Below are 16,080 nucleotides of genomic sequence, written 5' to 3' on the forward strand. Positions count from 1 at the left end.
GGTCAGATCAGCCGGGCTGATCGAGAAACGCCGCGACATCCTGCAGATCCACATCTTTGGCCAGATAGGTTTCACCAATGCCATTGGCGAGCAGGAACGGCAGGTTTCCACCGCTCATTTTCTTGTCATGCAACATGTGATTGACCAATGTCTCGCCGCTGGCATCGACGCCCGCTGACGCGAGATCATGGGGCAGTCCGCTACGCTTGAGATGGTGTTCCACCCGCGCCGCGTGGTCAGCCGGACAATGGCCGCGGCGGACGGAATAATGAAAAGCGAGGGCCATGCCCGCAGCGACTGCTTCGCCATGGACCAGTGCGTCCGAATAACCGGTTTCGGCCTCGAGCGCATGACCAAAGGTGTGCCCGAGGTTGAGCAACGCGCGGCGGCCAGTGAGTTCAAGCTCGTCTTCGATGACAATCGCGGCCTTGGTTTTGACGCTGTGGATGATCGCGTGGGTGAGCGCGTCCGGGTCGCGGGCGAGCAGGTCGGCGCTGTTCTGTTCGCACCAACTGAAGAAATCCGCGTCGTTGATCAGGCCATATTTGACCACCTCGGCATAGCCGGCGCGGAGCTCTCTGTCGGGCAGGCTGTTCAGCACCAGCGGATCAATCAGCACCCGGCGGGGCTGGTTGAATCGGCCGATGAGATTTTTCCCGGCGCGGCTATTGATCGCGGTCTTTCCACCAACGCTGCTGTCGACCTGAGCGAGCAGACTGGTGGGTATCTGAATGAAGCCACAGCCGCGCTTCATAATGGCCGCTGCAAAACCGGTGAGATCGCCAATCACTCCGCCACCCAAGGCGATCAGCAGGTCGGAACGTTCCGCACCTTGTTCGAGCAGCCAGTCCGTCACCCGCTCGAGATTTTGCCAGCTTTTGGCCTTTTCGCCCGCTTCGACAACTAGACTATGCGACGCGATTCCGGCTTTGCTGAGATTGGCTTCAAGCGGGGCCAGATAATGGTGGCCAACCTGGTCATCGGTAATGATGAACGTGCGATTATTGGCCAAAAGCGGCGCTAACTGGCGGCCCGCTTGATCCAATAGTCCGGTTGTAACGATAATGTCATAGGCCTCGCCAGCGAGGTCAACGGTAATAGTGGTCATGCCGTCAGGGCCTCGATTATCTTTTCAACAGTCAATTCATGCGGTGCATCATTTCCGGTCACATGCACATGGGCTTGCGCGTAGATCGGATTGCGTTTTTCGGCCAGATCCCGCAGGATTTTTTCCGGGTCGCCCTGGCGCAACAACGGCCGCGTATCGCGCCGTGCCACCCGTTTGACCAGGATATCAATGTCCGCATCCAGCCAAATGGCAGTGGCCTGATTCAGGATCAAGGCACGAGTCTGATCATTCATGAATGCGCCGCCGCCGGTGGCGATGACTTGCCGCTTGTCTTCCATCAGCCGGGCAATGACGCGGCGTTCCCCATCGCGGAAATATTCTTCACCAAACCGCTCAAAAATCTCGGAAATCTTCAGATCGGCTGCCTTTTCAATTTCCTCATCCGCGTCTACGAAGGGCAGGTCAAGCCGTTTTGCCAGCCGGCGGCCGACGGTGGTTTTGCCCACACCCATTAATCCGATCAAAACCAAAGGCTTGTCGGAGGATATCTTGCACTCTTCACCGGATTCTTCGGCGGAAGGCTGAAAAGGGTCTTTCATGTTTTTGTCCATTGAGGCAAAGGCTATACAGAGGATGGAGACGAGTGCAAAATGCAATGCGTTTCCGGATTGTTATTGGGATGGAAGAAAGTCAGTTGAACACTCATGCCGCGTAATCTGGTTTTCCTTATCGTCTTTCTTGCTGTTGTGATTGCCGCGATGGTTCTGCTCGCATCCATGGATGTCGAACAGGATGTCGGTCCGGTAGAAAAGCCGGTGATCGGTAAGGAATTGAGCGAGTAGATGCGCATGGGTTGGAAAAAAATCGCTTTTGCCACGACTGGCCTTGCCGCTTTGGCGATGTCGCTGCCGGTTCTGGGACAAAGTTCTCCGGAATCGCTATTGCCACCTGGATTTGGTGACCCGGCCCCGGCACCCGCTCCGACGCCAGCGCCAAGTCCGGCGCCAACACCGGCACCCGGTCCGACCACCAGTCGACCGACACCGCCATCCGCCGCCACGCCGGCCACGGTGCCCGACAGCGGTTCCGGGCCCAGTGTTGCAATCCGGCCGCCGTCCTCGCTCCTCGATCTCGATGAAGACGGCGACCTGAGTGAACTGGATGACGCATTGCGGCCGCAATATTATCTGGCCGCCGGCGCCCGACGATCGATGAAGCAGGTTGGCGTTCTGACCGAAGATACAGGCGGTATTGCAGCCGATGGCTTCGGTGCGGAAGGCGGGCAGTATCTGACCAATTTGATCCGCAATCTTGACGGGCCGATTATTTCGCGCTGGGGATCCATCCTGTTGCGCCGCACCTTGTTGAGCGAAGTGAACAGTCCGGATAACGTCAATCCTGCGGACTGGGTGGCTGAACGGGCCTGGCGTCTTTTGTTGATCGGCGAAGCCGAAGCGGCACGGGCGCTGGTGCTCAAGGTCGATGCCGGTAATTTTACCCAGCGGCTATATGAAGTCGCCATGCAAGCCCATCTTGCCACCGCCGATCCTGCGGGAATGTGCCCCTATGTTGAAGGCGGTGCGCGGGTGTCTGATGCTCCAACCTGGGATTTGTTCCGCCCGATTTGTGCCTCCTTCGCCGGGGAGCAGAGTCGCGCGACGTCGCTTCTGCGATCCGCTCGCCGCAACAAGGTGGCCACCGGGATCGACTATCTGCTCGCAGAAAAAGCCGTGGGTGCGGGCTTTGAGGGACGCCGAGCGGTCACGATCAAGTGGGATGACATTGAATTTTTCAACAATTGGCGCTTTGGCCTCGGTGCCGCCACCGGCGTGGAACCGCCGGATCGCCTCTATGGACAGGCCGGACGGCATGTCCAAGGCTGGCGGGTGCGCGCGCCGATGTTGTCCAAAAATTCACGGATGAAGGCCGCCGATACGGCCGCTGCATTGGGCGTGTTGTCCAACCGTGCCATGGTTGATCTCTATTCGGTAACCTATGAAGATCCTGATGCCAGCGACGATTTGAAAGCCCGCGCATCAACCTTGCGACAAGCCTATACCAGTGGAACCAGTAGCGAACGTGTGGAGGCAATGCAGGATTTGTGGAACCGCTCGACGGGACCGCTGGCCACCTATTCAGCGAAGATATTGACGGCTCGTGCTGCAGCAAAAATACCGGCATCGCAAGGGCTTGCGGAGCAAAGCGCAGATTTGATCGCGTCGATGCTGAGCGCCGGCTATGATCGCAACGCCGCGCTTTGGGCAAGCCAGACAACAGCAGGCAGCGAAGCTTGGGCGTTGCTGGCGGTCGCGGCTCCGGAGACGGTTGTCTCGGTCAGCTATGATGCGCTTGACGAATTTGCAGATAATGATGACAGCAGCGGTCAGTTGAAAAGCAAGTTTTTGCTGGCTGCGCTCGCTGGACTGAATCGTGTCGATGCACAAGCGCTGCAGGAATTTTCGGGCGATCTCTCGATTGACCTGACAGCCAGTTCACGCTGGACCGGTGCCATTCGTTCCGCTGCCCAGCGCGGGCAGGGTGGTACAGTTGCCCTGTTGGCGGCCGTTGGCATGCAGGGCAGAGACTGGCAAGCCATGTCGCCGCTGCATCTCTATTATATTACACGGTCCTTGAAACGGGTCGGCATGGAAGCGGAAGCCCGGATGATTGCCGCCGAAGCACTATCGCGAACATGATAAGGTCATGATCTCCTCCTTTCCAAGACCGTAGCCACGGTCTATTGGATTTGAGCATGGATGATGATGCAGTCTCGCTAGACCGGTTCCTGGAAATGATGGCGGTGGAAGGCGGTGCTTCGCCCAACACGCTGCAAGCATACCGGTCCGATCTGGAGCAGGCATCCGGTCATTGCAAAGGGCGTCTGACCGCAGCGGATCGCGCGCAGCTGGAATCCCTGGCAAGCAACTGGAGCGATCTCAAAAATGCCAGCATCGCGCGCAAATCCTCGTCGCTACGCCGGTTTTTCGGATTTCTTCAGGAAGAAGGGCTCCGTGCTGATGACCCGTCCGATGCCTTGCCGCGCCCGGGCAGCCTCCGATCGCTACCGAAAATATTGTCTCATGAAGAAGTGGCGCGCCTGTTCGCGGTCATCGCGGCGAAACTGGACGCCGAGACCGTCAAACCCAATGACGCACGCCTGGCGGCGGTGATCGAATTGCTTTACGGATCCGGCTTGCGGGTTAGCGAACTCGCTGCTTTGCCGCGCCGGGCCGTTCAGGAAGACAAGCCGTTTCTGATCGTTCGCGGAAAAGGCGGCAAGGAGCGGCTGGTTCCGATTTCGGATCAGGCCCGCAAGGCGGTGCGCCGCTGGGCACGGTTTCTCAAGGAGGATGAGACCTATCTATTCCCTTCCAGAACCGGTCATTTGAGCCGGATAAGGCTGTTTCAGATCGTCAAGCAGCTTGCCGTGCAGGCGGATATCAACCCCGGAAAAGTCAGCCCGCATGTCCTGCGCCACGCTTTTGCCACACATTTGCTGGAAGGCGGAGCCGATCTTCGTGCCTTGCAGACGTTGCTGGGGCATAGCGATATCAGCACCACTCAGATTTATACCCATGTCGACAGCGCGCGCCTGGTCGAGCTGGTTAACCGGCGTCATCCACTGACTCAACATGATCTCTCGCGTTGACGTTTCTGCTCAGCAGTTCTAACCGAAAGAGATGACATCATTTCTTGATTTTGAGAAGCCGATCGCCGCGCTGGAATCCCGGATCATCGAGTTGCGAGAAACGGCTGACGAAGGCTCTCTGGATATCGAATCAGAGATCGCCAAATTGCAGGCAAAGTCTGCCAAATTGCTGCGCGATACCTATGCGCGCCTGTCGCCCTGGCAGAAAACCCTGGTCGCGCGGCATCCCGACCGCCCCCATTTCAAGGATTTCGTCGCCGGCCTGTTCGATGAATTCATCCCGCTTGGCGGCGATCGCAATTTCGGTAATGACCAGGCCATTATTGGCGGTCTGGCGCGAAAAGGGGATCAACGGGTCGTCGTCATCGGCCATGAAAAAGGGGACGATACCGAAAGCCGTTTGCGGCACAATTTCGGCATGGGGAAGCCGGAAGGCTATCGCAAGGCCATCCGTCTGATGGATCTGGCGGATCGGTTTTCGCTCCCGGTCATCACTTTGGTCGATACGTCTGGCGCGTTTCCCGGCGTGTCCGCTGAAGAGCGTGGTCAGGCAGAAGCAATTGCGCGCTCGACCGAAAAATGTCTGTCACTGGGTGTGCCCATGGTGGCGGTCATTGTCGGTGAAGGCGGTTCTGGCGGCGCGGTTGCGCTCGCTGCGGCGGAGCGGGTGCTGATGTTCGAACATGCAGTCTATTCGGTCATTTCACCGGAAGGGTGTGCCTCAATTCTCTGGCGCACGGGAGACAAAGCCGACGTTGCCGCGGATGCGATGAAGATAACCGCGCAAAACTTGAAGAAGCTCGGTGTCATTGATCGCATCGTTAAAGAGCCGGTTGGTGGCGCCCACCGCGATCGTGACCTGGCAATTGCGACGCTCGGCAAGGCGATCATGGCCGAAATTGAAGCGCTACAGGATATGAGCCGGAAAGAACTGCGTTCGATGCGCCGAGAAAAATTCCTTAAAATCGGTAGTTTATAGAAATTTTCTCGACTGGCGGAGGCAAATAGACGACCAGCGCCGTGCTTTTGAACAGCTATTTACATGCCCGACCCTTCCGTTGTCTGACCCTCTATTGTAGAGTTTTGACAAGGAGAGTCGCATGAAACCCATATCACCCAAATTGCTAACCACGGTCGCGATCCTGTCTTTAATGGCGTGCACCGGCTCGGGGGCGGATGCTGGAGCGGTCGAATCTGCGGGCAGTGATGCCGCGGTGGAAAGGGGCGAAGTCCGCACGATTTCAGCGGCAGACAAGGCCAAAGGCGCCGAAGCCCACCCGCAATTGATGCAGGAATTTGGCGGCGCCTATACCGGTCCGCAATCGGCTTATGTCGTGCGCATCGGGCAGAATATCGCTGTGCAATCCGGCTTGGGCGATGCGCGTAGCGACTTTACCGTCACCTTGCTGAACAGCCCGGTCAACAATGCATTTGCGATCCCTGGCGGCTATGTCTACCTCACCCGGCAACTTATGGCCCTGATGAATGACGAAGCCGAAATGGCGGGCGTATTGGGTCATGAGGTCGGGCATGTCGCAGCGCGCCATGGCCAGAAACGACAGAAAGCCGCCAAAAGAAACAGCATATTGGGCGCGATCGGACAGATTGGCGCAGCGGTTCTGCTCGGCGATTCCTCTCTGGGAAAGCTGGGGCAGGAAGTCTTTGGTAAAGGCAGTCAGTTGTTGACGCTGCGCTATTCCCGCAAACAGGAATATGAAGCCGATGATCTCGGCATTCAATATCTCGCTTCCGCGGGCTATGATCCGCAGGCGCTGTCGACCATGCTGGCTTCGCTCGCGTCGCAATCGGCGATTGACGCCCGTTTGGCCGGCCGGGATGCGCGCGGCGTTCCGGAATGGGCAAGCACCCACCCTGATCCTGCGCAACGGGTTTCGCGGGCGGCGAGAAATGCCGGGAAAACCGGCGCGACGTCGAGCAAACGCAATCGGGCCGTCTTTCTTCAGAATCTCGATGGCGTTCTCTATGGCGATGATCCCAAGCAGGGGGTGATCGAGGGCAATCAGTTTCTGCATCCTGATCTGAAGCTGAAATTTGCCGTGCCCAACGGATTTTCGATGCAAAATGGCACCCGGGCAGTGACAATTAATGGATCGAGTGGACAAGGCCAGTTCACCACCGGTGCCTATAATGGAAATATGACAAGCTATATCGCGGCGGCCTTCAAGTCCTTGTCGGGCAAGGGGCAGGAGATTGCTTATGGCGATATTCAACGCACGACAGTCAATGGTCTGCCTGCGGCTTATGCAATCGGCCGGGTTAGCGGCCGGAGCGGACAGGTAGATGTCACGATATTCGCCTACGAGTTTTCCAAATCCAGTGCTTTCCACTTTGCGACTTTGGCGCCGGCTGGCAGGGCATCGGTCTTTTCGCCGATGTATCAAAGCGTCAATCGGCTTTCGACCAGCGAAGCGGCGGCGATAAAACCGCGCAAGATTGATGTGGTTACGGTGCGATCGGGAGACACGATTGACAGTCTCGCTGCCAAAATGGCTTATACCAGCTATCAGAAGGACCGTTTTCTGGTACTCAACCGGTTGCGGGCCAGCGATCGGTTGCAGGTAGGGCAGAAGGTCAAGATCGTCACTTATTGAGGCTCTTGCGAAACTGCGGCTGGCATCGCGCGTCTCGCAGGCACAAAAAAGACGGCAGCCGGTGAAGGCTGCCGTCTCCAATTTGGTATCTAATCCGGAGATTAGCCCTGCATCGAAGTATCAACTTCGGAGAAGGTGTTGCTGAGGGTGTTACCCAGCTGACCCATTGCAACGATGGCTGCAACAGCGATCAGAGCAGCGATCAGGCCGTATTCAATAGCCGTTGCGCCTTCTTCGTTCTTGAACATTTTACGTACGAGTTTCATGTCTGGTCTCCTATATGACAAATTCACTTCACTTACCCAAATCGATCTGTAGTAATCGATCGATATTCAACACAGTAGAACCAAATTCTTTACAAATGTTTAAAGCACTTTGGCCGTCAGGAACTTTCAACCACCTTGTCGGCGACATCATCCCACATATTGCCTGTTGTATTGGCAAGACCGCTTATCGCTACAATGGCAGCGAGCGCGACTAACGCCAAAATCAGACCATATTCCACGGCCGTTGCACCTCTTTCGGAGAGATGGATTTTTTTCAACAATCTGATCATAACCCTCTCCGCATAAATAAAAGATCTGCTACGTTGTGAACGATTTGGTATTTCACAGAAAGGGATTAACAAAATCCTTACATCGCGAAAAAAAATGGAAAATAATCCGACATATCTGTTTGTCGTTGCGGCGGCATTGATCGACGATTCCGGTCGGGTTCTGGTCCAGAAGCGGCCGGCAGGGCGGCCTATGGCGGGGCTTTGGGAGTTTCCGGGTGGCAAGGTTGAGGCCGGTGAAGTGCCCGAAGCGGCCTTGGTCCGCGAGCTGAACGAAGAGCTCGATATCGCGGTCGCGATCGAGGATCTCGAACCGGTTGCCTTTGCCAGCGAGCCGCTTGGCGAGAAACACTTGCTGCTGCTGCTTTATAGATGCCGCAAATGGAATGGGGCGCCAGCAAGCCAGGAAGAGGCCGCTCTGCAATGGTCACCAATAGCGGAATTGCACGCCCTTGATATGCCGCCAGCAGATGGCCCTTTGGTGGACCAGCTCATCGCCGCTTGCCAGGACGACGCTAGCCGGGCGGTTTTTCCGCAGCGCGGACTTGAGTGACATCTGACCGCTGCCCCGTTTGGCTGGAACGGGCTGGTCAGGATGGGGCGACCAGCCGCACAGATAGATTAGTTCAATCTGCTCGCTCACCTTGCCATCCGGTTCCTGCCGCGCAGCAAAGTTGGCCAGCGCATGCGCCACGGTCATCCGGGGCAGGGCGTCCGGTCCGGACTGTAATATATTGCCGCCGCCCATATCACGGATATCGGCAATGAGCCGGTCGAGCGCGCTATAACGCAGGCGGAGATTGTCGCTGTCCACCACCGGCAGCGCGAATCCGGCGCGGGCCATCAGATCTCCAGCGGTGCGAATGTCGATTTGGGGGTGGACATGCGCCGAGATCCGATCACCCTCGGCGGCCATCAAAATGTCTTTCAGCGCGGTCAGGCTCTCCGCGCCGACAAATCCGGCGAGGAAAAACCCATCTGGCCGCAAAACCCGGCAGGCTAGGCGAAGCGCGCCGGGGAGATCGTTGACGCTGTCCAGGGTCGCGATGTTGATGACCAGATCAAAGCTGTGGTCCGCAAATGGTAAGCGGTCCTCATCGCATTGGACTCCGCCTTGCGCATCGGCATATCCGAAGCTGGCATCGGCAAACACGGCATGGATGGCGCGCTCCTGCAAGGCCACGCGCAAGTCCGGCGCAGCCTGCCCGATCACTAGGCAATCCGCGAATTCACGCTTCACATCGGCAAGGCGGTCTACCAGTTCTTCGGTCAAGATACGATTCAGAAAGCCATCCGCCCCGGTCCGTGCGAACGCCCGGTCCCTGAAATGTCGCCGTCGCCGACGATCAAATATCTCTCTATCATCCGTGCCCGAAGCCATGCGGCCTTGTGCCTGTGACGGCATCGGGCGACAAGAGTTAATGGCTTTTTTCTCGTCCCTGACCAAGCCGCTTCTGGACTTTGCGCTCCCGCCCCGCTGTCCGATCTGCGGGGTGATTGTCGATGCGGACAACCGGTTTTGCCTGACATGCTGGAGCCAGTTGTCCCTGATCAACCCACCCTGGTGCGCTTCGTGCGGCATGCCGTTTGCTTTTGAACAGGATGCTGACGCCCTTTGCGCGAATTGTCTGATTTCGCCTCTGAACCATGACGGCGTGCGCGCAGTGGTGGCATATGATGATCACAGCGCCAAAGCCGCGCTCCGGCTAAAATATGGTGCGCGACTGGGTTTGGCGGACCTGATCGGGCAGCAGATGATGCGGTTTCAGGATTCCATTCCGCAGGATGCCATGATTGTGCCCGTGCCTTTGCATCGGTGGCGGATATGGTCGCGCGGATTTAATCAGTCCGTGCTGATCGGTCGGGCCTTGTCAAAACACAGCGGCTGCACTCTCTATCCCGATGCTCTGGTCCGATTGCGGTCAACTCCGCCGCTCCGCGGATTAACGGCCAATCAACGCCATCGGTTAGTGAACAGGGCCTTTGCTGCAAATGCCGGGATAAAACCGGTCTTGGCCGGGAGACCGGTGGTGCTGGTTGACGATGTTTACACCAGCGGCGCCACTGCCAATGCGTGCGCGCGGACTCTCAAGCGGGCGGGGGCTGGCAAGATTCTGGTTTTTTGCTGGGCCCGAGTGGTGACGGAGCAAACCAGTCAGCCGGGATAATGTCGATGCGCAGCTCCACGGGTGTTGCAATCTGCCTTGCGAAAGACCATCTGAAAGACGAAGACAAAGGATATGAGCACGTTATGGCGAAGGTTGAAATCTACACGAAATTCACATGCGGCTATTGCGCGCGCGCAAAAGCCTTGCTCTCGCACAAGAATGTGGCGTTTGAGGAAACCGACATCACCATGGGCGGTCCCAAGCGGGCCGAAATGATTCAACGCGCCAATGGTGGGGCCACCGTGCCGCAAATCTTCATCAACGGACAGCATATTGGGGGTTCTGACGAACTCGCTATGCTCGAGGAAGATGGCAAACTGGACGCCTTGCTGGCGGGCTAGATGATCCAACGTATCGCCTTGGCACAAATGTGCAGCGGCATTGACCCTGCTGCCAACGCTATCCGGTTGCAAGCCGATATTGCTGACGCGGCAAAACAAGGCGCGGAGATAATCTTCACGCCGGAAATGACCGGATTATTGGACCGCAAGCGCAGCCGGGCGCAGACCCATATCTGCCGCGAGCAGGATGACGCGGTGCTGCAAGTGGCGCGCGATGCGGCAGCGGAAACCGGAACATGGGTTGCGCTGGGCTCGCTCGCACTGAAATCCGACCGGAGCGATAGCGACAAGGCGGTGAACCGGTCCTTCGTCATTGCGCCCAATGGCGACATTGCGGCGCGTTATGACAAGATCCACTTGTTCGATGTCGCGCTGTCTTCTGGTGAAAGCTGGAAAGAGTCCTCGGCCTATGATCCCGGAACAGCGGCGGTGGTTGCCGACATCGGGGCCGTCAAACTGGGATTGTCGATCTGTTATGACGTGCGCTTTGCAGCCCTGTACACCGCGCTGACCGATGCGGGAGCGGGGTTGTTGACAGTTCCGGCCGCGTTCACCGTGCCGACCGGTCAGGCCCATTGGGAGGTTTTGCTGAGGGCAAGGGCGATTGAAGCCGGCGCCTTTGTCGTTGCCGCCGCGCAATGCGGCAAACATGAAGACGGGCGTGAAACTTACGGCCACTCGCTGGTCGTCGATCCCTGGGGCGAGGTGCTGCTCGACATGGAAAGCGGAACCGGCGTAGCGACCTGCGATATTGATTGGACCAGACTGAAGGATGTCCGCGGACAGGTGCCTGCAATTGAGAACCGCCGGGTCTTTCAGCTGCCGGGAGAGACAGGATGATCGTTTTCGATTTGATCTGTAAGGACGGCCAGCATCTTTTTGAAGGCTGGTTTGGCTCGTCTGCGGATTTTGAGGATCAGCAAGCCAAGGGCCTGGTCCATTGTCCGGTCTGTGACTGCGCCACGGTGATGAAGGCCGTCATGGCACCCAATGTCGGCAAAAAGGGCAATCAGACCAGCGTAGGTCAGTCGTCCGGGCAGCCTGAACAAGCGACCGACACCACAGCTGCCGCCACAGCCAACACCACAGGCGCCCCGACGCCAGAAGCACCGGTGGCATCGAGCGGCGGGGTCCCGGTGCCGGCGGAATATCAGGAATTGATCGGTAAACTGGCCAAGGCGCAAGAAAAGATGCTAGCGCAGTCGGAATGGGTCGGCGGCAAATTTGCGGATGAGGCCCGGGCGATTCATTATGGCGACAAGGAAGCCAAACCCATTCACGGTACCGCGTCCCTCGATGACGCCGTGGAACTGGAAGAAGAGGGTGTCGAAATCGCGCCGCTGCTGGTTCCGATTACCCCGCCGGAACAACAAAATTGACTGGTGAAACCTGCGAGAGTGGCTTAAACGTCCGTCGATAAAGCGCCCGTAGCTCAGGTGGATAGAGCATCAGATTCCTAATCTGGAGGCCACAGGTTCGAATCCTGTCGGGCGCACCACTAGCTGTTGGGATGAACTGGTTCCGGCCTAAAGATCGAAGGCTTGGCGGGACATGATCTCGACGCTTTTATTCTCAAAAACCCCATCGCCCAATTCTTCCCGTTTCTCGGCCAGCAAGGCATCGCGCTCTTCGAGCATGGTGATGATCGGGTCGTGAAAGACCTTCACCGCGGCGGTGAGCCAGTCATTGACCAACGGATCGCCGGGGGCGTTGGACATGTCGAACAGCTTCAGCCGCTGAGCAATCGCATCAGCCGGCATGAAATATTCATAGGTCACCCAATAGTTGGTCGTGAACCAGCTGAGCGGCATGCCATCAAGGCCAAAGCTCAGCGCCCCGAAATGGACAACACCTTGTGTCGGCTTGCCATTGGGCAGTTTTTTGGGTGGTTGGAAGAGCGATGATACGCCCTTGAAGACGTCCAGCGGCAGAAACATGTGAAAATGCCCATGCTCGCCTTCTTCCCGTTCCTCTGGTTTATGCGCGTGATAAAACCAGCGAGACTTATTGCCGGGAGCAATGCAGTCGCCTTTGGGATAATGTTGATACTGAACGAAAGGGGCGTCTGCCGGCACCACTCTGGGTACTAGCGAGACGCCCTCTTTAGCTATTTGGCCAGTAAGCTCAAATAGCCTTTCTAATGCATTTTCCAATGCGTTTAACTGATATTACTCAGTTGCAGCACAGGCAGCGGCACAAGCGGCACAGCCAGCAGCTTCAGCAGCACAGCCAGCGGCTTCTGCAGCACAACCAGCGGCACATGCAGCAGCACAACCAGCGGCACAAGCGGCACAGCCAGCAGCTTCAGCAGCACAGCCAGCGGCACATGCAGCGCATTCAGCGGCACATTCAGCAGCTGCTGCAGCGTCTTCAGCTTGCTCAGCACAGGCTGAAAGAGCTGGAACTGCAAGAGCAAGGCCACCGGCTACTGCCAGCATTTTGCGGAAACTTGTTTCGTTAGACATTAAATATCCCCTTTGGATGAACTAGACTTTCCCCTCTATCTTCAAACCTATAAGCATGGCAAGCCCATTTGTGCCTTATCGCGAAAAATGGCAGAAATTGCGCATTTATTAGGCAGAATATTATTAACCTGCATGATTTTTCAGCGAAAAACTGCCGGGATTTCGGGGTTATTTGTCCACGCCGCGAATTTTGCCCCATTGCCGGGCCACGGTATAACCAAGATAACCCGTGCCAAATAAGGCATAAAGCGGTTCAGGGATGCCGCTGAGATAAGCATTCATTCCTGTGGCAATGGCGTTCGCGGCTTCCGGACGAAAGGCCGCGATCAATCCCATTGGAATAGACCAGAGCAGCAACAGGTACATGACATATAGAAAGCTGGGGCGAGCACGACTGGTCCACGGGTCGCCGGATCCTGCTTCTGCCAGGATAGCCGACAGCTGGATTCTGATTTCTTCCATGTCCTGACTGCCTTCGAGCTGCAGCAGCTCGAGCTTGGCCTTGTCCCGGGCTGCTTTGTCCGGAATGATTTTATCGATGATTTTCGACAGGGGGTCGATGAGAGTGGAAAGCAGAGACATGAGAATTCCTTTTGGCATGGCGCGACGACGATGCTTGGGGCGGGCGACGGCGCTTTTCAGTGGCAGGGAGGCTTAAAATAACCTATTTGGTTAGGTGTAGGAAAGCCAAAGCATGAAGAAATAAATTTAATTGACTGATTAAGATCAATTGGGCCTAAGATTGCACAATCCGAGCGGATGATTCGAACCTGATTGAAATCCGCCAGAATCTTAGGAGCCGGACCATTGAATTTTGATTTCTCTGACGATCAGAAATTCCTCCGTGATGAATCGCGGAAGTTTCTTGAAGCGCAATGCACCAGCGCACATGTGCGGGCAGTGCTCGACGATGATGCCGTTAGCCACAATGAAGAAGTGTGGCAGAAAATCGTCGAGATGGGCTGGCTGGGCGCAGCTATTCCCGAAGAATATGGTGGATTGGGTCTCGGCATGCTCGAGCTTTGCGTCATCGCTGAAGAGCTCGGCCGTGTGCTTGCGCCGGTGCCATTCGGATCGTCGGCCTTTTTCTTTGCCGAAGCGATCAAACTGGCGGGATCCGACAATCAGAAGAAGGCGTTGCTGCCCAAGGTAGCAGACGGTTCGATCATCGGTTGCCTGGCCACCAGTGAGGGCCCCGGGGCGCTGGATGCCTCTACCGTCCGCGCTACTGTGAAAGACGGACAATTGTCGGGCACGAAAATCCCGGTCACCGACGGAGACATCGCAACCCATGCCGTGGTGCTGGCGAAGGATGGTAGCGGTACCGGCCTGTTCGTCGTTGCGCTGGATCAGGATGGTGTTTCACGCAAACCGCTGAAAACAATCGAGCCGACGCGGAGTCATGCTGAAATCCAGTTTGCCAATGCCGCCGCAGAGCGTCTCGGCGATGGCAATGGCCTGGCGCTCCACGATCAGCTTCTCAACCGGGCGGCGGTCTTGTTGGCGTTTGAACAGCTGGGTGGGGCATCGCGCTGCCTGGAACTGGCGACCGACTATGCGAAGGAACGTCAGGCTTTTGGTCGCCCGATTGGTGGCAACCAGGCGATCAAGCACAAATTGGCCGATATGTATGTGAAAAATGAAGTGGCGCGATCCAACGCCTATTATGGCGCCTGGGCGCTGTCCACCGATGCTGCCGAATTGCCAGAGGCTGCCGCCGCGGCCCGGGTTGCCGCTTCGGAGGCCTTCTGGTTTGCCAGCAAGGAAAATATCCAGACCCATGGCGGCATGGGTTTTACCTGGGAAGTAGATTGCCACCTCTATTATCGCCGCGCCAAATTGCTCGCTGTGCAAGCAGGTAGCCCCGCGGTTTGGAAAGAAAAACTGGTATCGGCGCTTGAAGCCAAAAATGCCGCGTGATTGAAAATTTGCCGAAAAGGACACGATAATGGACTTTACAGACTCCCCTGAAGAAGCGACCTTCCGCGCTGAAGCCAACGCCTTTCTCAGCCAACATCTCGAGCCGAAAAAGGCCGCCGGTCTGCGTTCCGGTCGCAAAGAAGACTTTCTGCAGCGCGCAAAAGCATGGCAGAAAACCAAAGCGGAAAACCGCTTTGCCCAGATTACCTGGCCAAAGGAAATTGGCGGGCGAGGGGGTCGCCAATGCAGCAGGTGATCTGGAACCAGGAAGAAACCAAATTTGATGCACCGACCGCGCCGTTCGCGATCGGCCTTGGCATGTGCGTACCGACCGTGATTGCATTCGGATCGGACGAACATAAGCAGCGCTATGTGCAAAAGGCCCTGTTTGGTGAAGAAATCTGGTGTCAGCTGTTTTCGGAGCCAGCCGCGGGATCCGATGTCGCTGGATTGAAGACCAAGGCTGTCAAAGACGGCGATGAGTGGGTGATTAACGGCCAGAAGGTCTGGACATCGGGCGCGCATTATTCCGATTATGGCATCGTGCTGGTCCGCACCGATCCGGATGTTCCGAAGCACAAAGGCCTGACCATGTTCATTGTCGACATGAAACAGGAAGGGGTCGATGTCCGCCCGATCCACCAGGCCTCTGGCGGCAGCGAGTTCAACGAAGTCTATTTTACCGACGTGCGGATTCCGGACAGTGATCGTCTAGGCGAGCCGGGCATGGGCTGGAAAGTCGCGCTGGTTACGTTGATGAACGAGCGTCTGGCTGTGGGTGGTTCTCCGGGGCCGGATTGGCAGGAAATCATGGATTATGCCCGCAGTTCCGGTTCGATCAGCGATCAGGCCTTCCGGTCCAAGCTGGCGGACTGGTATGTCGCCGCGCAGGGTTACAAGCTGACCAAGTTCCGGACCCAGACCGCGCTGTCGAAAGGTGAGACGCCCGGTCCGGAAAATTCCATTGGCAAGGTTATCAACGCCAATCATCTGCAGGATATCTGTAACAGTGCGATTGAGATGCAAGACCATTATGGTATCCTGTCAGACAAGGACGAGGCTCCCGCCAGTGCGATATTCCAGGAAAGCTTCATGTGGGCGCCGGGTCTGCGAATTGCCGGCGGAACCGACGAAATTCTGAAAAATATCATTGCCGAGCGGGTTCTGGGACTGCCGCAGGATGTTCGTGTGGACAAAGACAAGCCGTTTTCCGCTTTCTAGCACGGAGACCGGCACAGGCCGCAGCCTTGATATTGCAATATGGCAGCAATTATGCTATATAATGCCATATTGAAAGGAAACG

The 16,080-nt window shown here is 56.8% G+C and carries 20 protein-coding genes, 1 tRNA gene and 1 pseudogene; 14 read left to right on the plus strand and 8 right to left on the minus strand.

The window, feature by feature from the left end:
- Positions 1–7: 7 nt before the first annotated feature.
- Both aroB and ACZ1GS_RS05510 read right to left on the minus strand, forming a co-directional pair.
- On the minus strand, positions 8–1,108 hold the full coding sequence (gene aroB / locus ACZ1GS_RS05505) for a 3-dehydroquinate synthase (protein WP_472697489.1): 1,101 nt from the start codon (positions 1,106–1,108) through the stop codon (positions 8–10).
- Positions 1,105–1,668, minus strand: coding sequence for a shikimate kinase (locus tag ACZ1GS_RS05510; protein WP_472697490.1), 564 nt, complete (start codon positions 1,666–1,668; stop codon positions 1,105–1,107). Before ACZ1GS_RS05510 ends, aroB begins: the two co-directional genes overlap by 4 nt.
- A gap of 105 nt (positions 1,669–1,773) precedes the next feature.
- Here ACZ1GS_RS05510 and ACZ1GS_RS05515 point away from each other — a divergent pair, with 105 nt between their 5' ends.
- The 5 genes from ACZ1GS_RS05515 to ACZ1GS_RS05535 all read left to right on the plus strand — a co-directional run bounded on the left by ACZ1GS_RS05515 (position 1,774) and on the right by ACZ1GS_RS05535 (position 7,330).
- Positions 1,774–1,911, plus strand: coding sequence for a hypothetical protein (locus tag ACZ1GS_RS05515; RefSeq protein ID WP_472697491.1), 138 nt, complete (start codon positions 1,774–1,776; stop codon positions 1,909–1,911).
- A gap of 6 nt (positions 1,912–1,917) precedes the next feature.
- On the plus strand, positions 1,918–3,765 hold the full coding sequence (locus ACZ1GS_RS05520; RefSeq protein WP_472697492.1) for a hypothetical protein: 1,848 nt from the start codon (positions 1,918–1,920) through the stop codon (positions 3,763–3,765).
- Between the two features lie 56 nt (positions 3,766–3,821).
- On the plus strand, positions 3,822–4,718 hold the full coding sequence (locus tag ACZ1GS_RS05525; protein ID WP_472697493.1) for a tyrosine recombinase: 897 nt from the start codon (positions 3,822–3,824) through the stop codon (positions 4,716–4,718).
- A 31-nt stretch (positions 4,719–4,749) separates the two neighbouring features.
- Positions 4,750–5,697, plus strand: coding sequence for an acetyl-CoA carboxylase carboxyltransferase subunit alpha (locus ACZ1GS_RS05530; RefSeq protein WP_472697494.1), 948 nt, complete (start codon positions 4,750–4,752; stop codon positions 5,695–5,697).
- Between the two features lie 121 nt (positions 5,698–5,818).
- On the plus strand, positions 5,819–7,330 hold the full coding sequence (locus tag ACZ1GS_RS05535; protein WP_472697495.1) for a M48 family metalloprotease: 1,512 nt from the start codon (positions 5,819–5,821) through the stop codon (positions 7,328–7,330).
- Between the two features lie 101 nt (positions 7,331–7,431).
- Here ACZ1GS_RS05535 and ACZ1GS_RS05540 read toward each other — a convergent pair whose 3' ends face one another.
- A complete protein-coding gene (locus tag ACZ1GS_RS05540; protein WP_472697496.1) occupies positions 7,432–7,596 on the minus strand; it encodes a Flp family type IVb pilin in 165 nt (54 codons plus the stop codon).
- A 116-nt stretch (positions 7,597–7,712) separates the two neighbouring features.
- A complete protein-coding gene (locus tag ACZ1GS_RS05545) occupies positions 7,713–7,886 on the minus strand; it encodes a Flp family type IVb pilin (protein WP_472697497.1) in 174 nt (57 codons plus the stop codon).
- A 94-nt stretch (positions 7,887–7,980) separates the two neighbouring features.
- Here ACZ1GS_RS05545 and ACZ1GS_RS05550 point away from each other — a divergent pair, with 94 nt between their 5' ends.
- Positions 7,981–8,436: a (deoxy)nucleoside triphosphate pyrophosphohydrolase gene (locus ACZ1GS_RS05550; protein ID WP_472697498.1), complete on the plus strand. Its 456-nt coding sequence runs from the start codon at positions 7,981–7,983 to the stop codon at positions 8,434–8,436.
- Between the two features lie 471 nt (positions 8,437–8,907).
- On the opposite strand, the pseudogene ACZ1GS_RS05555 reads toward ACZ1GS_RS05550, so the two are convergent.
- Positions 8,908–9,288, minus strand: a pseudogene (locus ACZ1GS_RS05555) (SAM-dependent methyltransferase); the annotation flags it as partial.
- Positions 9,289–9,304: 16 nt separating this feature from the next.
- Here ACZ1GS_RS05555 and ACZ1GS_RS05560 point away from each other — a divergent pair.
- The 5 genes from ACZ1GS_RS05560 to ACZ1GS_RS05580 all read left to right on the plus strand — a co-directional run bounded on the left by ACZ1GS_RS05560 (position 9,305) and on the right by ACZ1GS_RS05580 (position 11,890).
- Complete coding sequence (locus ACZ1GS_RS05560; protein ID WP_472697499.1) at positions 9,305–10,051, plus strand: ComF family protein; 747 nt, start codon at positions 9,305–9,307, stop codon at positions 10,049–10,051.
- Positions 10,052–10,134: 83 nt separating this feature from the next.
- Positions 10,135–10,392: a glutaredoxin 3 gene (gene grxC / locus ACZ1GS_RS05565; protein ID WP_472698069.1), complete on the plus strand. Its 258-nt coding sequence runs from the start codon at positions 10,135–10,137 to the stop codon at positions 10,390–10,392.
- Positions 10,393–11,232 carry a carbon-nitrogen hydrolase family protein gene (locus ACZ1GS_RS05570; RefSeq protein WP_472697500.1) on the plus strand — a complete coding sequence of 280 codons (840 nt, stop codon included), beginning with the start codon at positions 10,393–10,395 and terminating at the stop codon, positions 11,230–11,232.
- A complete protein-coding gene (locus ACZ1GS_RS05575) occupies positions 11,229–11,771 on the plus strand; it encodes a DUF1178 family protein (protein WP_472697501.1) in 543 nt (180 codons plus the stop codon). The genes ACZ1GS_RS05570 and ACZ1GS_RS05575 overlap by 4 nt, the downstream gene beginning before the upstream one ends.
- A gap of 42 nt (positions 11,772–11,813) precedes the next feature.
- Positions 11,814–11,890, plus strand: a tRNA-Arg gene (locus ACZ1GS_RS05580).
- 28 nt (positions 11,891–11,918) lie between these two features.
- Here ACZ1GS_RS05580 and ACZ1GS_RS05585 read toward each other — a convergent pair.
- The 3 genes from ACZ1GS_RS05585 to ACZ1GS_RS05595 form a co-directional block, all read right to left on the minus strand.
- A complete protein-coding gene (locus ACZ1GS_RS05585) occupies positions 11,919–12,545 on the minus strand; it encodes a DUF6969 family protein (protein WP_472697502.1) in 627 nt (208 codons plus the stop codon).
- A 5-nt stretch (positions 12,546–12,550) separates the two neighbouring features.
- Positions 12,551–12,814, minus strand: coding sequence for a hypothetical protein (locus ACZ1GS_RS05590; RefSeq protein ID WP_472697503.1), 264 nt, complete (start codon positions 12,812–12,814; stop codon positions 12,551–12,553).
- A gap of 211 nt (positions 12,815–13,025) precedes the next feature.
- Positions 13,026–13,439: a holin family protein gene (locus tag ACZ1GS_RS05595; RefSeq protein WP_472697504.1), complete on the minus strand. Its 414-nt coding sequence runs from the start codon at positions 13,437–13,439 to the stop codon at positions 13,026–13,028.
- Between the two features lie 225 nt (positions 13,440–13,664).
- Here ACZ1GS_RS05595 and ACZ1GS_RS05600 point away from each other — a divergent pair, with 225 nt between their 5' ends.
- Genes ACZ1GS_RS05600 through ACZ1GS_RS05610 form a run of 3 tightly spaced genes read left to right on the plus strand, consistent with a single transcriptional unit; the run spans position 13,665 to position 15,998 of the window.
- Positions 13,665–14,777: an acyl-CoA dehydrogenase family protein gene (locus ACZ1GS_RS05600; RefSeq protein ID WP_472697505.1), complete on the plus strand. Its 1,113-nt coding sequence runs from the start codon at positions 13,665–13,667 to the stop codon at positions 14,775–14,777.
- 28 nt (positions 14,778–14,805) lie between these two features.
- On the plus strand, positions 14,806–15,033 hold the full coding sequence (locus tag ACZ1GS_RS05605) for an acyl-CoA dehydrogenase family protein (protein ID WP_472697506.1): 228 nt from the start codon (positions 14,806–14,808) through the stop codon (positions 15,031–15,033).
- On the plus strand, positions 15,021–15,998 hold the full coding sequence (locus ACZ1GS_RS05610; protein ID WP_472697507.1) for an acyl-CoA dehydrogenase family protein: 978 nt from the start codon (positions 15,021–15,023) through the stop codon (positions 15,996–15,998). The genes ACZ1GS_RS05605 and ACZ1GS_RS05610 overlap by 13 nt, the downstream gene beginning before the upstream one ends.
- Positions 15,999–16,080: the final 82 nt, after the last annotated feature.

The sequence above is a fragment of the Parasphingorhabdus sp. W113 genome (genome assembly GCF_055693205.1).